Raw genomic sequence first — 19296 nt, forward strand, 5'->3', positions numbered from 1 at the left:
ACAAGGGGTATCTTAGCTTGCGTCGGCGTTTTCCACAAAGCGATAGCGGGTCAGCTCTTCGGGCAGCAGCAGATAGATCTCATCGGGGGGGGTAACCAGCGCGTGTTGCATAACCAACGGGTCGATTCCCATCTGATCCAGATAGGTCATGACCTCTCCCTGACCGCGCTGGATGTCTCCGACAGCGACAAAGGCGGGCAGCAGGGTGCTTTCGCCGAAAAAGTGCTGATGCACCCCGACAGAAGCATCGTCTGGCACATCGCGGCTGGTGCCTGCGGCCAATAGATAGGGACAGGCGGAATAGCAGATATCGCCGCTGCGCAGTGCCGTTGTTAGATCGGTATCGCGAAAATACCGCCCCAGACGCAGCGCATCGCTGACCGAGCCACCGGGGGAGTTCAGGATGACCCCGTCGGGTTGGGGCTTAAGCGCGGTGATCTGTTTTTCGATCCGTTCGGCATCGCCCGCCATAATGCCGCCTTCCAGCAACACCCGCGCCCCACCTTCGACGACCGTGAGGGTCAGGCGCTTGGGCAGGGGAGCCTCAGGCATGGGGCGGCCGCCGGGGCGGGCGCGGTCGGGCTGAAAGCGGCGGGTCTGGTCACCAGGTCGTGTCGGCTCTGTCAGACCTGGTGCGCGGGGGGCGAAGCCGGGCAAACGTAACCCGTCGCCAAGATCGCCCCAGAACAACATACCGGCCAGTCCAAGCTGAAGCATGAGGACGCCGCCAAGGACTCGGGCGGCGGGTGGACGCTTTGGAGAGTCGCGCAGCGGTTTCATGTGGTCTTGGACGGTGTCGACGTGACCGTGGTGTCCGCTGCGATATCAGGCGTTTGGATGGCATCGGACGCATTCGCATCCGGTGTGGGGGTGTCCACGATTGGCACACCCTTCATTGCTGCATCCATGTCGCGCATTGCCAGCACGGCGGCACGTAGTTCGGCCAACGTCAGTGTTTCTTCGATGGCGGCGCCCTCGCGGCCTTCGCGGATCGCTCCTTGGGTGATCGCAAGGATAAAGACCAGCACGGCGGGCAGCAGATCAATCGCGATGGCACCGGCCCAGGAGGGGATAAAGTTACGCGCATATTTAATGACGGCATCCGCGCTGGAAATTGGCGTATAAGTCGTCTCTGTCGGTGGGGCCATGGCCAACACGTCTTGAGCCGCGCGTTCTAGCGTCGCGGCACGTTGGGCCAGCACCTCGAGCACGGCAGTGATGGTAGAGGCCTGATTGCCGCGAACCTCGACGCTGCTGCCGTCCAGCTCGGGCAGAACGACTGAAGCCGACAAATCCTGCGCGGCACGTTCGACAAGCGGGGCCACAGACAGTTGGCGCAATCGTGTGATCAGCCCCGCAAGCCGTACAGCCTGCTCCGAAAACTCAACCGATCGCGCTTCAACGGGCCCGGGTTCAACAGTAAGGGCACGCATCCGGCTTAGGATCTGGTTGCCCTCGACAAAGGCGTCGCTCACCAGTGGCGTCTGGGTGGCGATCTGAGCTTCCAGCCCCGACAGCTCTGCCGATTTCTGGCGCAGCACGCGAAACACAGCGCCCCGACCGGCCAGCCCTGACAGCCCGCCGGTGGCCTCTTGTTCGCTTAGATCCTCGAAGCTTTGCCGCACGCGGGCCACGTCCCGTTCGAGCCCTTGGGCCGAAAGGGTGATCTCGTGCGCGCGCTCCAGCGATCCTTGGTAATCCTGTACGGTTTCGGCCAGATGTTGTTCCACCGCGGCTGAGCCAGCAAGGGCGGCTGCGTTCAGCCAGCTCGACATGGCGATAATCGCCACGGCCCCGAGCGACATCGCTCCCAGCAGACCGACCCGTGCCCGGGCACTGCGCACTGCCGGAAACAGGCGCAGCATATAGGACCAGAATACAAAAATGCCGACGGACACTGCCGCAGAATATGCGATGGCTGCAAACGCTGACATCGCGCCGTTATCATCCAACAAAGAGGACACCCCAAGATAGGTGTAGATGCCCGATGCCACAGCCAACACCCCAAGCGCTGTGCCCGAAAACGTATCAAGCCAGCCCAGATGCCCTTCAAGCTCGCGGGCGTAGCGGATGCCGCGCTGCTGATGTGTCGAATTTTCGCCGTCGCGCGCCATATAACCACCTTGTTTTCTTTTGAACTAGATAGGTTGCAGACTGAAGATTACCAAGCGCTTGCTTGATGTTCATGAATTGTTCATATTGCGGTCATGACCCAGACCACCCTGATGACCGCCCCATCCTTGCAACCCGGACAGCTCATTGCCCGTGGCGTGACGCGCCAGCTTGCGGCGCTTGGCTTTGCCAGCGTGGAAGAACTGGTGCCGACACGTGGGCTGCGCGTAGATGTCATGGCACTCGGACCCAAAGGGGAAATCTGGATCGTTGAATGTAAGTCCAGCCGCGCCGATTTCATGTCGGACAGCAAATGGGATGGCTATCTGGAATGGGCGGACAGGTTCTTTTGGGCCGTGGATGCCGATTTCGACATTGACCTTTTACCCGAAGATACCGGTCTGTTTGTCGGCGACAGCTACGGTGCTGAGCTGCTGCGCATGGGCCCTGAAAAGCGACTTGCAGCGGCGCGCCGTAAGAAAATGACGCATCTCTTCGCTACGCACGCCGCACGGCGGTTGCATTTGTTGCGCGACCCCCATGCGATGCCGCAATGGGGATAGCGCGATCCACCATTCCAAATGGAAAATATCCCGGGGGAACCGCGCCCCAGCGCGGTGGGGGCTGGCCCCTGCCGGAAGGTGCAGTTTAGCTTAACGCTTGGCTTTGGCTGCCTTGCCCGCGCGATGCGCTGCGGCCATGATCTCTTCCGCGATTTCAACCGCTTCGTCCGGGGTGAAGTCCATCGGAATTTCAATCCCGCCTTCTGCTTCGATGAACAGCCGTACCATGCCCTTATCGGTCGGACCGATCTGCAGGTTGGCTTCAATGTCGCGTTCTGTGTCAATGCCCATGAGGTTTCTCCGAAACTGTGTCAGATCCCGTACCGCGCAACGATGCAAATGGCAAGTTTCTGCGTTTTCTGCGATGTGCGGACAAATCTGATTTTGCGGCACTTAGGGGCTTGCATTCCTTTTTCATGGGCGCTAGATCGACCGCAGTGCCGCCTTAGCTCAGTTGGTTAGAGCGCCTGATTGTGGATCAGGAGGTCCCTGGTTCGAGACCAGGAGGTGGTACCACTACCCCCCCCCAAAAAAAATCCGATATCGCCTTTAGCACGCCTATCAGCTCATATGCTGAGTCCGACGTTCTAAAGCATCACGGTCGCCAAGGGGTTTCGAGGACTATTTAATCGCTACACTTTGACGCAGTTCGCCAGTCATTCTGTCGAAGATCAGAATCACATCGTCTTTCGTCACGACAGCATACCAGTCGGGGCCTTGGGTGAACGTCACTGCTTTTGCGCCATCGGGCAGAGTAACAGACGTCGGTAAATCAGGGCTCTTGTTCGAGAAGCGGATGACAAGTAGCCCGATCACGACTAGAAGGCCGAAAATCATTGTGGCGGTCAGCACCGTCACCAGCCGCCGCAGGAATTTGATGTTCGGGGGCTCGGAAGGATCAGTCATGTCGCACCGTCAAATTAAGTTTACCATCACGGACAACCCGCCACCCCGCCTTGATAAGGCGCTTGCGCGGGATGTGCCAGAGGATGCGAACCTGTCGCGCACTCGGCTTGGGCGTTTGCTTGAGCAAGGGGCCGTGCGGGTGGATGGGCAGGTCGTGACCGACCCGCGCAGCCGCGCCGACGAAGGCCAAGAAATTACCGTGGATGTGGAAGAGGCCGAAGACAGCCATATCCTTGCCGAAGAAATCCCGTTGGACGTGGTTTTTGAAGATGCAGATCTGATTGTGATCAACAAGCCCGCTGGCATGGTCGTGCACCCCGCTCCGGGCAGCCCCTCCGGCACACTGGTAAATGCGCTGCTGGCCCATTGCGGTGATGAACTTTCTGGGGTGGGCGGTATGAAGCGCCCCGGCATTGTGCACCGGATCGACAAGGATACCTCGGGCCTGTTGGTGGTCGCCAAATCCGACGCAGCGCACCACGGCCTGGCCAAACAGTTCGAAAAACACACAGTGGAGCGCTATTATCAAGCGTTGGTCTACGGTGTGCCAGACGCCAATGATCCGCGTTTGCGGGGGGTGAAGGGAGCCAATTTTGAGCCCGGCAATATCCTTAAGCTCACGACGCAGTTGGCCCGTCACCGCACCGACCGACAACGGCAGGCGGTGTTTTTCCAAGGGGGGCGTCACGCAGTTACCCGTGCACGCACTGTGGCGCGCCTTGGATCGCCCGAGGTGTTGGCGCTAATGGAGTGTTGGCTAGAGACGGGGCGCACGCACCAAATCCGGGTTCATATGGCCCATGCCGGTCATGCGCTGGTGGGTGATCCGACCTATGGCGGTAAACGCAAGCTCGCCAAAGGCGCGGTTTCTGACGCTGCAGCCGACGCCATCCGCAGCTTTCCGCGACAAGCGCTGCACGCGGCGGTTCTGGGGTTCGATCACCCTGTGACAGGGGACTACGTTCGGTTCGAAGCCCCGCTGCCGGCTGACCTGACCAACCTGCTAGAGGCCGTGGGCTACAGCACAAGCTGATGCACAGTTGTGTGAACGACCTGTAGCATAACGCTAATTTAAGGTTTTTTGGGCCCAATACGCCCTTTCACGCGTTAGGCTGTACACTTGAAACAGAGCGGGGCGCTCTCCATATCTATGCTAATCCAAATAACATGGGCCCCGGAAATTGGGGAAAGGGACAAAGATGGCTAATTATGCAAATCTGCCAGCACCAACACCGGAAGGCGGATTAAACCGCTACATGCAGGAAATCCGCAAGTTTCCCCTGTTGGAACCAGAAGAAGAGTACATGCTCGCCAAACGCTGGGTGGAAGAGCAAGATACCAAAGCAGCACACCGTATGGTCACCTCCCACCTACGGCTCGCGGCGAAAATTGCCATGGGGTATCGTGGCTACGGCCTGCCTCAGGCCGAGGTGATTTCAGAAGCGAATGTCGGCTTGATGCAGGCTGTTAAACGGTTCGACCCTGAAAAGGGCTTCCGCCTCGCGACATATGCGATGTGGTGGATTCGTGCGTCTATTCAGGAATATATCCTGCGCTCGTGGTCTTTGGTCAAATTGGGTACCACATCGGGTCAAAAGAAATTGTTCTTTAACCTGCGTAAGGCCAAGAATCGCATCGGCGCGTTAGAAGAGGGGGATTTGCACCCCGATAATGTCACCCGCATTGCCACCGACCTTGGCGTAACCGAGACCGAAGTGATCTCTATGAACCGACGTATGTCGGGCGGTGATGCGTCGTTGAATGCCACGGTCGGCTCTGAGGGCGAGGGGACGATGCAGTGGCAGGACTGGTTGGAGGATGAAGACGCTGACCAGGCCACCGATTACGAAGAACGTGACGAGCTGGAAACCCGCCGTGAAATGCTGGCCGAGGCGCTGGATGTTTTGAATGATCGCGAAAAGGATATTTTGACCCAGCGGCGTCTGTCCGACAAGACGGTCACGCTGGAAGATCTGAGCAGCCAGTATGACGTCAGCCGCGAGCGTATCCGCCAGATCGAGGTGCGCGCATTTGAAAAGTTGCAAAAACGTATGCGTGACCTTGCCCGCGAAAAAGGTCTCATGGCGACAGCTTGATCCGGAATATGCGTGTTTTATCAATCCCCGCAAAGCGTTCGCTTTGTGGGGATTTTTTTTGGTCAGTCATGGCCGTTCCCTTCCGTGTCCAAAGCCCGCAAACCGAGGCATTCGCTATCGGGGGTTGCACCGTTTCCCCGCTGACCTACCTATAAGGGGTAATCCAGAAGGGGATGATCATGGCCGGAGGTTGGGCAAAGGATGGTGCTGTCAGCGAACAGATCGAAGCGTCGATCAATGACGAGCTGGCCCGCCTGAAATCACGAAAGTCACACCAAGGCGAAAGCCGTACCCATTGTGCAGAATGCGAAGAACCAATCCCCGAGGCGCGCCGCCAAGCGCTACCGGGCGTCAAGCTTTGCATTGATTGTGTGCGCGAACGCGACGGAATTGCGCAAGCACGTGGCGGTATCAACAGGCGCGGCAGCAAAGACAGCCAACTGAAATAGCCAAACGCAAAACGGGGCGCTGCAGATGCAGCGCCCCGTTTATATTCCAAATGGTCTTAAATCCTCGCCGAAGGCAGTAAACTTTTGTGCCTACCGCCAAGATCAGTCCTCCATAGCTTCCAATTCATCGATAAAGCCCGAAATCATCGACAGGCCCTTATCCCAGAACGCGGGGTCAGAGGCGTCCAGCCCGAAGGGGGCCAGAAGCTCCTTGTGATGCTTCGACCCACCGGCTTTCAGCATGTCGAAATACTTGTCCTCGAACCCGGGCTCGCCTTCCTCGTACACAGCATAAAGCGCGTTCACCAAGCCGTCGCCAAAGGCGTAGGCATAGACATAAAAGGGCGAGTGCACAAAGTGGGGGATGTATGCCCAGAAGGTCTCATAGCCGTCCATATACTCGAACACCGGCCCAAGGCTTTCGGCCTGTACCGACATCCACAGGGCATTGATGTCATCGGGCGTCAGCTCTCCGCCACGACGGGCATCGTGCAGTTTGCATTCGAAGTCATAGAACGCAATCTGGCGCACGACCGTGTTGATCATGTCTTCGACTTTGCCGGCCAGTAGAACTTTGCGTTCGGCCTTGGTCTTGGCACCGTCCAGCATCTTGCGGAAGGTCAGCATTTCGCCGAACACCGACGCCGTTTCGGCCAAGGTCAGCGGCGTGGAGGATAGCATTTCACCCTGACCGGCGGCCAACACTTGGTGAACCCCGTGACCCAGTTCGTGTGCCAGTGTCATCACATCGCGCGGTTTGCCCAGATAGTTTAGCATCACATAAGGGTGCACGTCGGTCACGGTGGGGTGCGCAAAAGCACCAGGCGCCTTACCCGGTTTTACGCCCGCGTCGATCCAACCATCAGAGAAGAAGGGGGCCGCGATTTCGCCCATACGGGGATCAAAAGCGTTATAGGCATCCATGACCGTCTTTTCAGCCTGCTCCCAGCTGACGGTTTTAGGGTCGTCCATCGGCAGCGGCGCGTTGCGATCCCAGACCTGCATGGTGTCGAGCCCAAGCCACTTGCGCTTTAGCTCGTAGTAACGGTGGCTGAGCTTGGGGTAGGCGTTGACGACGGCATTGCGCAGCGCTTCGACCACCTCGGGTTCGACGTGGTTCGACAGGTGGCGACCGGTTTGCGGTGTGGGCATGCCACGCCAGCGGTCGATGACCTCTTTCTCTTTGGCTTGCGTGTTATGCACGCGGGCAAAGGTGCGGATATTGGCCTGAAACACATCCGCCAGTTCGCGCGCCGCCGCTTCGCGTAGGTCACGCGATGGGTCAGTCAGCAGGTTCAGCACGCCTTCGATGTTCAGCGGCTCGTCGTTCACCTCGAACTCAAGCCCCGCGATGGTTTCGTCAAACAGGCGTTCCCATGCGTCGCCGACGACGCCCAGATCATGCAGGAATTTCTCCATCTCGTCGGAAAGCTGGTAATCTTTCATGGCGCGGATACGGTCAAACACGGGTTTATAGCGCGCCAGATCGGCCTTTTGGCTCAGCAGATTGGCAAGGTGATCATCCTCCAGCCGGTTCAGTTCCAGCGTGAAGAACACCAGCGGCGTGGTGAAGTTGGTGATCTTTTCCTGCGCGTCCGACATGAACTTGGCACGGCTGGAATCTGTGGTCATCTGGTAGTAGCGCAGGCCCGCGTAGGACATGATACGCCCGGCGATCTGGTTGATTTTCTCGTTGCGCAGCACGCAATCCAGCAGCTCGTTCGCATCCAGATCCGCCAGCTTGCCTTCGTAATCTTCGGCAAAGCTGCGGCAGGCTTCTTCCAGCCAGTCCAGATCACGCTTGAGCTCGGGGGCGTCTTCACCGCTGTAAAGATCGTCAAGATTCCATTCGGGCAGCTTGCCGAAGGCAGAGGCCCCGGAACCGGCGTTGGCATCAAGGACGGGGACGGGCAGTTGAAACATGAGAAACCTCTTTTTGACGTTAATTCTACCTAAGCACGGGTCCACGGCAAAGCAAGGCGATGGCAGGGTGGATCAACCGTAAATCCGCAGCATTTCTTCAAGATCGGCCAAGGTGTTGGCTTCCTGAAGCGGCTTGTCCTGCCGCCACCGCAGCATCCGTGGAAAGCGCAGGGCGACGCCTGATTTGTGCCGTGTGCTGCGCTGAATACCCTCGAACGCGATTTCGAACACGTGGTGCGGGGTGACTTTGCGCACAGGGCCAAACCGCTCGAGGGTATTTTTGCGGACCCAAGCCGTGATCTTGCGAAACTCGGCATCCGTCAGGCCGCTATAGGCTTTGGTAAAGGGCACCAGATCATTGCCGTTCCAGACCGCAAAGGTGAAGTCTGTGAACAGGTTGGCGCGTCGGCCGGACCCCGACTGGGCATAGATCATCACGGCGTCGATGGTCAGCGGGTCCAGCTTCCATTTCCACCAATCGCCCTTCTTGCGCCCCGCCAGATAGGGGCTATCCGCACGCTTCAGCATGACCCCTTCGGCTTGCGCATCGCGTGCAGTGCCGCGTTGATCGGCCAGCGTGTCCCATGTGGCAAAGCTCAGCTGCGGCGACAGGCGGATCGGTGCGTCGTCGGGCAGGGCGGCACAGGCTTGCTCTAGCAGCGCACGACGGTCGGCAAAGGGGCGTTCTCGGATATCCTCGCCTTGCCATTCCAGCAGATCATAGGCGTGCAGCACGACGGGGGCTTCCGCCAGTAGCTTCTTGGGCACGGTCTTGCGCCCGATACGGGCTTGCAGTGCGTTGAAGGATGACGGTGCAGGCTGACCAATGGGCCAAACGAGTAATTCGCCATCCAGAACCGTGCCATCGGGCATGAAATCCACTGCGCGGGCAAGTTCCGGAAAACGGTCAGTCATCAGCTCTTCGCCGCGCGACCACACGAAATATTCGCCGTCGCGCAGGATCAATTGGCCGCGGATACCGTCCCACTTCCATTCTGCGCGCCAGTCTTGCGGGTCACCCAGCTCTTGCGGTTCGGCTTCCAGCCCGTAGGCCAGATAGAAGGGATAGGGCCGTGACGCGTCGGCAGAGGCATCTTCGGCTTCGACGAGCGTGTGCCATGTGGTGTCGTCGGGATGCCAGTTCCCCATCAGACGATGCGCCAGCTCGGGTTCGGGTTTGCCCGTGGCACGGGCGAGGGCGCGGGTCATCAGCTTTTGGCTGACGCCCACACGAAAACCACCGGTGATGAGCTTGTTAAAAATAAAACGCTCGGTTCCGCCCAGTGTTGTCCATGCGTCCAGCACAAAGGCTTTGCGGGCCTCTTCATCCTGCGTGTAAATTTCGCGCAGGGCCGTGATCCAGGTAGACAGCGATTGGTCATCTTGCGTCGGGTTGGGGGGCAGCACCAGCGTGATCGTCTCGGCCAGATCGCCAACGATGCTATAGCTTTCCTCGAACAACCACAGTGGAATCCCCGCACGCTCAGCGGCCCATTCGCGCAGCTTGGTTGTGGTGACGGCGCGTTTGGGTCGGCGGCCGGAAAACAGCGCAATGGTCCATAGGCGATCATCATCCGGCGCGGCGCTAAAGTAATCGGCAAGAGCGGCCACTTTGACCGTCGTCTTGGTGCTTTGGTCGATGGCGTTGAACAGGGCTGCAAAACGTTTCATTCGTTCGCGTCCTTATCAAGGGACTCGCCTTCGAACTGGGTGGGCACCACCTGCGCCTGCCAGCCACTGTCTGCCAGATAGCGGCTAAAGACATCCGTATAACCATGTGTGACGTATATATTTTCTGCCTCGGTCGCCTTGATCGCCGACAACAGTCCATCCCAGTCCGCATGGTCCGAAATGATAAAACCACGATCACCCGCACGGCGTCGACGTACACCCCGCACGGCCATCCATCCGCTGGCAAAGGCGGTTTCCTGCGGGCCGAATTTTTTCGACCACGCGCTGCCCAAAGCGCCGGGTGGGGCCAGCACAATCGCACCGGCGTGGTCCTTGGGGTTCAGGTCGGCATCGGCGAGGATCGTGTCGGGTAGGGTGATCCCTTGATCGCGTAGCACGCGGTTGGTGTTTTCAGTCGCGGTGTGGGTGAGGATAGGGCCTACGTCGGGGTCGAGCATCGATAGCAAACGTTGCGCTTTGCCCAAGGCGTAGGCCCCCAGAAACGCCGTCTTGCCCTGCGCCGCGCATCCCGCCCACCAGGCGTTGATCTCTGCCGCAACGGTAGATTGATCGGCCCAGCGAAACACCGGCAGGCCGAAGGTGCTTTCCGTAATGAAGTGATGACATTTCACCGGCTCGAATGGGTCGGACAGCCCGTCATCCACCACCTTGTAATCGCCCGAGGCGACCCAGACCTCGCCGTCTACTTCAACGCGTATTTGGGCCGAGCCGGGGACGTGGCCAGCGGGATGAAACGACACCTGAGCCCCGCCGATCTGCCGCACCTCGCCGTAGGTGATGCCCTCGGCGGTGATGTCACCCAATCTGTGTCGCATGACGGGCAGGGCGATGTCCGTGGCAAGGTAACGGTTCATGCCCCAGCGGGCGTGATCTGAATGCCCGTGGGTAATTAACGCACGGTCCACGGGGCGCCACGGGTCGATATAGAAATCACCCGCGGGGCAGTAGATGCCGTTTTCATTGAACGTGAGGACAGGTTGCTTGGCCATGCGCATAAGCTAGCGGGGTGAAGCAGTTTGAACAGGGGGAGCACAGAAAACTCGACCGATGTTCGATGTATACTGTTTATTTGTAGGTACTTATTGAGCGAAGTTAAGAAACGGCGCGACGCTATTTCTTGGCGTTTCCAAAGAACAGAGCCGCCATTTCCTCCACCGCGTTGTCGCGGATAGCTGGGGTTTCCATCAAGACTTCGTGCTCTGCGCCGTCGATGATATGCAGCTTGCCGCCCTTCCAAGTTTCCATCCGCGCATGGATACGATCCTTGTGGACGATCCGCTCGTTCGATCCGAGAAACGTGGCGCAAGGCAGGCTAGGGGCAGCACGCAGTGACAGATGTTTGGTTTCAGTCAAAGCTTCGCGCAGCCAGATAAAGCTTGGCCCGCCCAGCGATAGGTCGGGGTGCGCGTTGATCTGAGTGCGCATCATTTCGTACATCTCGGGGTCGGTCGTCAGCATGTTGCCTTCGAACGGCGCAGTCGAGACGTAGGACGCCGCCTGCGTCCCCATCGGCAAACGATACCCCTGACCAATACGCGGCATCAGCTGGCTTAGCCCCGCAGCCACCAGACGCATATGCGGCGCGATATGGATGCCCCACATCGGCGCGGTAAAGGCGGCGGCCTGCACCGACAGACCTTCCATACAGGCGCGCAGGCCGATGGCCCCCCCCATGGAGTGGGCCAGCAGGAAATACGGGCGCGGCAGCTGCAGGGCGCGGGCCGTCCGCATCATCGCTGCCACATCTTTTTGATAGTCAGAGAACACATCGACATGGCCGATGTTGCGGTCGGAGATCAGCCGATCCGACAGACCTTGCCCTCGCCAATCAATCGCAATGACCGCCAGCCCTTTTTTGGCCAGAGCGCTTGCGGTCATCGCATATTTTTCCACGTATTCGGTGCGGCCGGGGAAAAGCAGCACTGTGCCTTTTGCCCCATCCAGCGGCCAATGCGCGACGCGCAGCTTCTTACCGTCCGATGTCTCGGCCCAATGCGCCTGACCCGTCTCGGGGAGGGGCGCGATGTCGGTGAAAAAGGGCGCGGTTTCCAACATATCAGGAGAGAACAGCCGCCAGCTTCATCGCCATACCCATGTCGCCATCAATCTTGAGCTTGCCGCTCATGAAGGCACCGGTCGGGTTCGTGTCGCCGGACAGGATTGCCTCGAAAGTTTCAGCGTCTGCAGAGAGAGTTACGTCTGCTTCTTCATCCCCTGCGCGGGCACCGGTTGAATCCATCATCACAGCGCCTTCGCCTTCGATGTCGAACTTGGCAGTCCCGTCAAAGTCAGCGCCTGCCAATTTTTCATTCAGTACTGTTACAGCTTGGTTCACGATATCGCTCATCATAGGCCCTTTTCTTGGCAAATGGTGCCGACACGTCTGGAATTGTGGCGGCAGCCTGTTACATTCACTGTTGTTATGGGCAACTGCATCGTCAACCTCAAACATACCGTCGCGGCACTTGGTCTCTGGGTGTTGCTCGGGGGTATAAGTTTCGCACAAATGTCGCCCCCGATCGCGGCGGATTTGTTGCAGGATTTGCGCAATGCCCCCGCGGCAGAGGCGGCGGGAATCGAACGTGATGTGCAGCGCGCTTGGGCGCGGTCCGGGTCGGCGGCGATGGATCTGCTGTATTCCCGTGGTCGCGATGCCATGTCAGAGGGGGACACCACCTTGGCGATCGCCCATCTGACGGCTCTGACGGATCACGCCCCTGATTTTGCCGAAGGCTACCATGCCCGCGCGCAGGCGTATTTCGCCGCGGGTCTCTATGGCCCTGCAATCGATGATCTGGAAACCACGCTTGCCTTGAATCCGCAGCAGTATAACGCCATTTTCGGTCTGGGAGCGATCCTGCAGGAGTTTGGCGACCTACATGCGGCTGCCGATCTCTATCGCCGAGTGTTAAGCATTAACCCTCACCATGATAACGCGCAAAGGGCGCTGGACGGGCTGCGGCGCGACGGCATTGGGCGCACGCTTTAACGATCTAAGGAATTTCTGGTGGCAGGTGACAGCAGGATCGTGGCCGTTTTAGGCCCGACCAATACAGGCAAGACGACCTATGCAATCGAACGGATGTTGGCGCATCGCACAGGGATCATCGGACTTCCCCTGCGGTTGTTGGCGCGCGAAGTCTATGATCGCATCGTCGCCCTTAGGGGGCCATCCGTCGTGGCGCTGGTCACGGGGGAAGAACGGATCGTGCCGCCGCGCACCCAATATTGGGTCTGCACGGTCGAGGCGATGCCCGAAGGCATAGGCGCTGATCTGGTTGCGGTCGATGAAATCCAGCTGTGTGCCGATCCTGAACGGGGGCATGTTTTTACCGACCGGCTTTTGCGTGCACGAGGACTGCACGAGACGTTGTTTATGGGGTCCGATACAATGCGCGGGTCCATCGCGGCGCTGGTACCAGAGGCGGAATTCATTCGGCGCGAGAGAATGTCGGAATTAATTTATTCTGGTCAGAAAAAGATAAGTCGAATGCGGCCACGCAGTGCGATTGTCGGGTTTTCGGTTGAGAATGTATATGCCATTGCAGAGCTGATCCGTCGTCAAAAAGGCGGTGCGGCGGTGGTGATGGGGGCGCTCAGCCCCCGCACGCGCAATGCTCAGGTGGCAATGTACCAAAATGGCGAAGTCGACTATCTGGTGGCCACAGATGCCATCGGGATGGGGCTAAACCTTGATGTGGACCATGTCGCTTTTTCCGCGTTGAGCAAGTTTGACGGGCGGCGTATGCGACCGTTGGCCCCCAACGAGCTTGCGCAGATCGCAGGGCGGGCAGGGCGAGGGTTCAAAAGCGGGACCTTCGGTGTGACCGGTGATGCGCCCCCATTTGACGATGGTGTAGCGCGGGCGATCATGGACCACAGCTTTACGCCGCAGAAAAAGCTGAACTGGCGAAACCCGGCGCTGCAATTTGGATCGATCGACCGCTTGATCCAGACGCTTGAGGTGTCGCCTGACAATGAACGGCTGTTCAGAGCGCGCGAGGCTGACGACCTGCGTGCGCTGAAGAACATGGCCGTTGATGCCGAAATCGCGGCGCGCTGCACTGACGGCCCTTCGGTCCGATTGCTGTGGGATGTTTGCCGGATTCCCGATTTTCGTGGTATAGGCCATGCCGAGCATGCCAACCTGCTTGAGCAGATTTTCAACTACTTGCATCAGCGTGACACCATCCCCGACGATTGGCTTGCGCGACAAATTAAGCGCATTGATCGAACCGATGGCGACATTGATGCGTTATCCAAACGATTGGCGTTTATTCGAACGTGGACCTACGTAACACAGCGCAAAGGTTGGACAGGTGACGAAAGTCATTGGCGACACGAAGCACGTGTCGTAGAAGACAGACTGTCGGACGCGCTGCACGAGCGTCTGACCCAAAGATTTGTAGATCGGCGCACATCCGTGCTTTTGCGCCGGCTAGGACAGAAGGAAGCCATGGTGGCCGAAGTAAACGAGACCGGTGAAGTAACCGTTGAAGGCGAATTTGTTGGCAAGCTGGACGGGTTCCGCTTTCGCCAAGACAAAGGCGCAGGCGTTGCCGAAGATAAAACGATCAAAACTGCATCGTTGCAGGCGCTGGCTCCTCAGTTCCATTTGCGGGCGGATCGCTTCTATAACGCCCCCGACACAGAGATCGATTTCACAGAGCAGGGCGGCCTTATGTGGGGCAGTTCCGCTGTGGGCAAGCTGGTCTCGGGCTCTGATCCGCTAAAACCCGGTGTCGAGGTATTCGTTGACGACGTCGCGGGCCCCGAGGTCGCGCAAAAAGTGCAGCGCCGTTTGCAGCACTTCATTGACCGCAAAGTTGCAGCGTTGTTCGAGCCGCTGATCGCCATCTCTAAGGACGAGGCGCTGACCGGTCTGGCGCGGGGCTTTGCCTTCCGTATGGTCGAAAACTTTGGCATTCTACCGCGCGCTGATGTGGCTGACGAGGTTAAGGCGCTGGACCAGGATGCACGGGGTGCTTTGCGCAAACACGGTCTGCGTTTCGGGCAGTTCACCATCTTTATGCCCTTGCTGCTCAAGCCTGCTCCGACGCGGCTACGTCTGGTGCTTTGGTCAATCACTAAAGGATTGAACGAATTTCCGGAATCGCCTCCTCCCGGTCTGGTAACGATCCCTGTGGATACCAGTGCGCCCGAAGGGGCTGCGACAATGGCAGGGTACCGCAACGCTGGTGAACGCGCGATCCGCATTGATATGCTGGAACGTCTTGCTGACATGTTGCGGTCGGAAGATTCGCGCGGCGGGTTTGAGGCCAAAGCCGATATGCTGTCGATCACCGGCATGACGCTCGAACAGTTCGCCACGTTGATGGAAGGGCTTGGATACAAGGCCGAGAAATCCGAACGAACAAAGGTCAAGGCTGTCGATACGGTCGTGCCGCATGACGGCGCACCAATGGCCGCTGACAAAGGTGCCGATGCAGATACGCCGGTGATGGATGTGGCTGCCGAGCAGCCCGCCGGTGGGATCATCGAAGACCCTGCCGCGGCGCAAGCGGATGATATCGTACCCGCGACTGCGGACATGCCCGATGACGGCATTGCCCCTTTGGTCGAAGAGCTGGCCGAGACGCCCGAAGTCGACGATCACATCCCCGATGTGCCTGCCGAAGAGACACCACAAGGCACTGCGCCTGATGCAGAGATCGCCGGTGCCGAGCTCGAGACATTCTATGTCTTCACATGGGGCCGTGCCCCGCGTGCGAATGCGCAGGGGCAGCGTCGCGGTGGCGGTGATCGTCCGCAGGGCAAAGGGAAACCCGGACCCCGTGGCAAAAAGGGTGCGCCGCGCGGTGACAAGGGCGGGAAGCCGCAAAAGTTCAGCAGCAAGCCCGCACGCGCCGAAAAGCCGATTGATCCTGACAACCCATTCGCCGCTGCGCTGATGGGACTGAAAGACAACAAGTAATTGTCGCAGGCGGCGACAAAGCTGCGGCTTGATAAATGGCTGTGGCATGCGCGGTTCTATAAAACGCGCTCTCTGGCGGCCTCTCGCGTTCAAGCGGGGGCCGTCAGGGTCAACGGCAGCATTGCGCAGAAACGCGCAACGCTGATCGTCGTCGGAGACGTGCTGACCTTTCCCATGGGCGACGACGTGCGGGTCATCCAGATCGACGCGATCGGTATTCGCCGCGGTCCAGCCCCCGAGGCGCAGACGCTTTACACAGATCTGTCCCCGCCGGTTCCCCGATCCGAGAAAAAACAACCTGAAAATCCAGCATTCGAGGGAAAAGGGCGCCCTAGTAAGCGCGATCGCCGTGTGCTTGATCTTTCTCGGGCGCGCCACCTTGAATGATACGCTATGCTGACGTATCTCGTGGGTTAAACCTGCCATAAAAGATGATGTTATGACCTATATCGTTAACGATGCCTGTATCTCCTGCAAATACACCGACTGCGTTGAAGTATGTCCGGTGGATTGCTTTTATGAAGGCGAGAACATGCTGGTCATTCATCCCGATGAATGTATCGATTGCGGCGTTTGCGAGCCTGAATGCCCTGCGGATGCGATCCGCCCCGACACAGAGCCAGACATGGAAAAGTGGGTTGAATTCAACCGCAAATACTCCGAACTTTGGCCAGTGATCATCACCAAGAAAGACCCACTGCCCGAGGCAGAGGAACGCGACGGTGAAGAGGGCAAGCTGGAGAAATACTTCTCTGAGGCACCCGGCGAAGGCGGCTAAGCGATTCGGCCTCTGGTCACGGGACGCGGGTGATGAAATCTGTCGCCAACCCCCAATAAACGCTGGATTAGCGTGTATTTGATCGAATATGCTTCGCCACCGCTTTCGGGGCATCGAAATTTGTGATATACGTTATCTCAAATGATGATACCCATGCGCCAAATACCAACCGTTTTGCACAGGTTGAATAAGGACATCTAAAGTTATGAAATGAGGCTGACGGCTCTTTGGGCCGGTCGGTTTTTGTTGTCGTGACTGTATATTTACCCATGCGGGCCGTCCCCGCGCCCAAGGAGCCACTTTATGAGCAAGTCGAAGAAGCTAGATTTTCGTCCGAATGAATTCGTTGTGTATCCGGCACATGGCGTTGGCCAGATCGTTTCGGTCGAAGAGCAGGAAGTTGCAGGCATCTCGCTGGAGCTGTTTGTGATCTCGTTCGAGAAAGACAAGATGACGCTGCGGGTGCCAACGCATAAGGCGACTGAAATCGGTATGCGCGCCCTGAGCAGCCCTGATGTGATTAGCCACGCGATGAAAACGCTTAAGGGTAAGGCAAAGGTCAAGCGGGCCATGTGGTCGCGGCGTGCTCAGGAATATGAGCAAAAGATCAACTCTGGCGATCTGATCGCGATTGCCGAGGTGGTGCGCGACCTGCACCGCACCGATGATCAACGCGAGCAAAGCTATTCCGAGCGCCAGCTGTATGAAGCAGCGCTAGAGCGTCTGACCCGCGAAGTTGCTGCTGTTGCCGGTGGCGATGAGCTGGCCGCGTCCAAGCAGGTTGGTGACGTTCTAGAAAGCCGTGTCGCCGCGGCTTGATCGACGACACTGGTATCAATTTAGCCGCGCCTGATGATGTATCGGGCGCGGCTTTTTTTTTATGTCATGAGCAGGCGGTAGGTGGGTGTTACGAGCTGCGCTTATCCTCTTGATCGATACGCTTTAAGAACGCGGTTTCCAGATCCTTTTGCAGCTCTTTAGCGCGCGCGACATAGGCCTTGTTCTCGCTTGGCGGGACATCAGGGCGCCATAGCGCGGCGAGCTCGCGCACAGAGGCACGGTCATGCGAATAGAACATCCGCTGCGCCTCAGCGGCCTCGTAGTCGGACAGACCGAGGTTCTCGAGCACATAGCGCCCCGCACGCAGCGAGCTGTCGAACATCTCGCGGACGATGTCATTCGCGCCGGCCTGGTACTGTTGGTATACATCGGTCCGATCATGGGCGCGGGTCACAATGTGCAAGTCGGGGCATTCCTTACGGGCATAGGCAATCAGTTGGAGCGCCGATTTGGGGTCGTCCAATGCGACGACAAGGACCTTGGCGTCGCGCAGGCCGGCCTTGCGCAGGATATCCGCGCGGGTGGGGTCGCCCAGAAACGCCTTGAAGCCAAAGCGTCGCATGACGGCGATGGTTTCAGGGTTATGGTCCAAGACGACGGTGCGAAAGCCGCTGGCCTGCACGAGCCGGTTCACGATCTGGCCGAACCGTCCGACACCGGCGATGATCACGGTGCCTTGCTCGTCGATTTCATCGGCTACAATCGGGCCGGATTTCTTGTCCATTCGTTTGCTGATCTGATCGTAAAGGATGAACAAAAGCGGCGTGATCAGCATCGATAGTGCAACCACTAGCAGCAGGGTTTCAGCCACATCATTTGGAATAACCCCTGTGGCTACCGAGAAACTGACCAAAACAAACCCGAACTCACCCGCCTGTGCCAGGCCTAGTGCAAAGAGCCAACGATCGCGGCCATGCAGTTTGAATAGGGTGCCCAACCCGTACAGGATGACCCCTTTTACCAGAATAACGAGCAGCGCCATGCCTATGATGATGGTGGTGTCGGCGAAAAGTAAGTCGAAATTAATGCCCGCGCCGACAGTGATAAAGAACAACCCCAGCAGCAGCCCCTTGAAGGGTTCAAGGTCGGTTTCAAGCTCGTGTCGGAATTCGCTGCTGGCCAGAACCACCCCCGCGAGAAAGGCCCCAAGGGCCGGGGACAGGCCCACCAGCATCATCAAGAAAGAGATACCTACGACGATCAGCAGCGCCAAGGCGGTGTACATCTCTCGCAGGTTGGCTGCGTGAATAAAGCGAAAGACAGGTCGGGTGAAAAACACGCCAGTGATGATGATCCCTGCAATTGCCCCTAGGGTCACCAGTGTAATGCCCCACCCCGGCAACCCTTGCACAAGCGAGATCGCTGCCTGCGCGGTTTCGGCACCATGACCGGCTGCCGCCGGCCCGTGTCCCGCGGCAGCGTCTGCCCCATGGGCTGCATCCTCTGGGTTGACCGATATCGATCCGTCGGGCTGCATTTGTGCGGGAAGCTGCGCAACGAGCAGGGGCAGGAAGGCGAGGATCGGAATAACCGCGATATCCTGCGTTAACAGGACCGAGAACACCGACCGGCCGCCAGCAGTCTGCATCAGCCCCTTTTCCGACAGGGTTTGCAGCACGATCGCTGTCGATGACAGTGACAGCGTCAGGCCAATCGCAATTGCTACCCCTAGGGGCTGGTCATAGGCCATGGCGATGCCCATCAAGGCCGCAGCGCTTAGCACGACCTGCATGCCACCAAGCCCCAGCAATCGATGCCGCATGTTCCACAAGGCGCGGGGTTCTAGCTCTAGCCCGATGAGGAACAACATCATCACAACGCCAAATTCGGCGAAATGCTGAAGGTCTTTGGTCTCTGACCCCACGAGCCCAAAGGCTGGCCCGATTAGAATGCCCGCCGCAAGGTATCCCAGCACCGACCCCAGCCCCAAACGGGACGCGATCGGGACCGCTATCACCGCCGCGGCGAGATAGATCGAGGCTTGGAACAAGAAACCTTCCAT

General features: G+C 58.5%; 19 protein-coding genes and 1 tRNA gene. 10 read left to right on the plus strand and 10 right to left on the minus strand.

Annotation, left to right across the window (positions count from 1 at the left end; translation table 11 throughout):
• Window positions 1–12 precede the first annotated feature (12 nt).
• Together GLP52_RS01465 and GLP52_RS01470 are read right to left on the minus strand one after the other, a co-directional pair.
• The gene (locus GLP52_RS01465) at window positions 13–780 is read right to left on the minus strand and encodes a hypothetical protein (RefSeq protein ID WP_093732429.1); all 768 of its coding nucleotides are present in this window, start codon (window positions 778–780) and stop codon (window positions 13–15) included.
• The gene (locus GLP52_RS01470; RefSeq protein ID WP_237271391.1) at window positions 777–2114 is read right to left on the minus strand and encodes a hypothetical protein; all 1338 of its coding nucleotides are present in this window, start codon (window positions 2112–2114) and stop codon (window positions 777–779) included. Before GLP52_RS01470 ends, GLP52_RS01465 begins: the two co-directional genes overlap by 4 nt.
• 93 nt (window positions 2115–2207) lie before the next feature.
• Here GLP52_RS01470 and GLP52_RS01475 point away from each other — a divergent pair, with 93 nt between their 5' ends.
• Entirely contained in the window at window positions 2208–2675 is a 468-nt protein-coding gene (locus tag GLP52_RS01475; RefSeq protein ID WP_093732430.1) for an MmcB family DNA repair protein, read from the plus strand.
• Window positions 2676–2765: 90 nt separating this feature from the next.
• Here GLP52_RS01475 and GLP52_RS01480 read toward each other — a convergent pair whose 3' ends face one another.
• Window positions 2766–2966 carry a DUF6324 family protein gene (locus tag GLP52_RS01480; RefSeq protein WP_093732431.1) on the minus strand — a complete coding sequence of 67 codons (201 nt, stop codon included), beginning with the start codon at window positions 2964–2966 and terminating at the stop codon, window positions 2766–2768.
• A 148-nt stretch (window positions 2967–3114) separates the two neighbouring features.
• Here GLP52_RS01480 and GLP52_RS01485 point away from each other — a divergent pair.
• Window positions 3115–3191: transfer RNA gene (locus GLP52_RS01485), tRNA-His, on the plus strand.
• Window positions 3192–3296: 105 nt separating this feature from the next.
• Here GLP52_RS01485 and GLP52_RS01490 read toward each other — a convergent pair.
• Window positions 3297–3581, minus strand: coding sequence for a DUF6476 family protein (locus GLP52_RS01490; RefSeq protein WP_093732432.1), 285 nt, complete (start codon window positions 3579–3581; stop codon window positions 3297–3299).
• Between GLP52_RS01490 and GLP52_RS01495 the strand changes: the two genes are divergently transcribed.
• From GLP52_RS01495 to GLP52_RS01505, 3 genes are all read left to right on the plus strand, one after another.
• Window positions 3580–4614: an RluA family pseudouridine synthase gene (locus GLP52_RS01495; protein WP_237271392.1), complete on the plus strand. Its 1035-nt coding sequence runs from the start codon at window positions 3580–3582 to the stop codon at window positions 4612–4614. The two genes, GLP52_RS01490 and GLP52_RS01495, sit on opposite strands and share 2 nt — an antisense overlap.
• A 166-nt stretch (window positions 4615–4780) precedes the next feature.
• Window positions 4781–5677 (plus strand): RNA polymerase sigma factor RpoH, encoded by an 897-nt coding sequence (gene rpoH, locus GLP52_RS01500; RefSeq protein WP_093732434.1) that lies wholly within the window; start codon window positions 4781–4783, stop codon window positions 5675–5677.
• 179 nt (window positions 5678–5856) lie between these two features.
• Window positions 5857–6126: a DksA/TraR family C4-type zinc finger protein gene (locus tag GLP52_RS01505; protein WP_138922878.1), complete on the plus strand. Its 270-nt coding sequence runs from the start codon at window positions 5857–5859 to the stop codon at window positions 6124–6126.
• A gap of 102 nt (window positions 6127–6228) precedes the next feature.
• On the opposite strand, the gene GLP52_RS01510 is transcribed toward GLP52_RS01505, so the two are convergent.
• The 5 genes from GLP52_RS01510 to GLP52_RS01530 all read right to left on the minus strand — a co-directional run bounded on the left by GLP52_RS01510 (window position 6229) and on the right by GLP52_RS01530 (window position 12088).
• Window positions 6229–8049, minus strand: a complete 1821-nt coding sequence (locus GLP52_RS01510) for a M3 family oligoendopeptidase (RefSeq protein ID WP_237271393.1) — start codon at window positions 8047–8049, stop codon at window positions 6229–6231.
• Window positions 8050–8121: 72 nt separating this feature from the next.
• The gene (locus tag GLP52_RS01515) at window positions 8122–9720 is read right to left on the minus strand and encodes an ATP-dependent DNA ligase (protein WP_237271394.1); all 1599 of its coding nucleotides are present in this window, start codon (window positions 9718–9720) and stop codon (window positions 8122–8124) included.
• Window positions 9717–10736: a ligase-associated DNA damage response exonuclease gene (locus GLP52_RS01520; protein WP_237271395.1), complete on the minus strand. Its 1020-nt coding sequence runs from the start codon at window positions 10734–10736 to the stop codon at window positions 9717–9719. The genes GLP52_RS01515 and GLP52_RS01520 overlap by 4 nt, the downstream gene beginning before the upstream one ends.
• Window positions 10737–10851: 115 nt before the next feature.
• The gene (locus GLP52_RS01525; protein WP_093732439.1) at window positions 10852–11796 is read right to left on the minus strand and encodes an alpha/beta fold hydrolase; all 945 of its coding nucleotides are present in this window, start codon (window positions 11794–11796) and stop codon (window positions 10852–10854) included.
• Between the two features lies 1 nt (window position 11797).
• Window positions 11798–12088, minus strand: a complete 291-nt coding sequence (locus GLP52_RS01530) for an SCP2 sterol-binding domain-containing protein (protein ID WP_093732440.1) — start codon at window positions 12086–12088, stop codon at window positions 11798–11800.
• Between the two features lie 75 nt (window positions 12089–12163).
• On the opposite strand from GLP52_RS01530, the gene GLP52_RS01535 reads away from it, so the two are divergent.
• The 5 genes from GLP52_RS01535 to GLP52_RS01555 all read left to right on the plus strand — a co-directional run bounded on the left by GLP52_RS01535 (window position 12164) and on the right by GLP52_RS01555 (window position 17273).
• A complete protein-coding gene (locus GLP52_RS01535; RefSeq protein ID WP_237272628.1) occupies window positions 12164–12730 on the plus strand; it encodes a tetratricopeptide repeat protein in 567 nt (188 codons plus the stop codon).
• An 18-nt stretch (window positions 12731–12748) separates the two neighbouring features.
• Window positions 12749–15676 (plus strand): helicase-related protein, encoded by a 2928-nt coding sequence (locus GLP52_RS01540; RefSeq protein WP_237273337.1) that lies wholly within the window; start codon window positions 12749–12751, stop codon window positions 15674–15676.
• Entirely contained in the window at window positions 15677–16063 is a 387-nt protein-coding gene (locus GLP52_RS01545) for an RNA-binding S4 domain-containing protein (protein WP_093732441.1), read from the plus strand.
• A 52-nt stretch (window positions 16064–16115) separates the two neighbouring features.
• Window positions 16116–16454 carry a ferredoxin FdxA gene (fdxA, locus tag GLP52_RS01550; RefSeq protein ID WP_093732442.1) on the plus strand — a complete coding sequence of 113 codons (339 nt, stop codon included), beginning with the start codon at window positions 16116–16118 and terminating at the stop codon, window positions 16452–16454.
• A gap of 303 nt (window positions 16455–16757) precedes the next feature.
• Window positions 16758–17273, plus strand: coding sequence for a CarD family transcriptional regulator (locus GLP52_RS01555; protein ID WP_237271397.1), 516 nt, complete (start codon window positions 16758–16760; stop codon window positions 17271–17273).
• Window positions 17274–17361: 88 nt separating this feature from the next.
• Here the strand turns inward: GLP52_RS01555 and GLP52_RS01560 are convergent, their stop codons facing one another.
• On the minus strand, window positions 17362–19296 hold the full coding sequence (locus GLP52_RS01560; protein WP_237271398.1) for a cation:proton antiporter domain-containing protein: 1935 nt from the start codon (window positions 19294–19296) through the stop codon (window positions 17362–17364).

Source organism: Sulfitobacter sp. M22, assembly GCF_021736025.1.
Classification (GTDB): Bacteria; Pseudomonadota; Alphaproteobacteria; order Rhodobacterales; family Rhodobacteraceae; genus Sulfitobacter; species Sulfitobacter litoralis.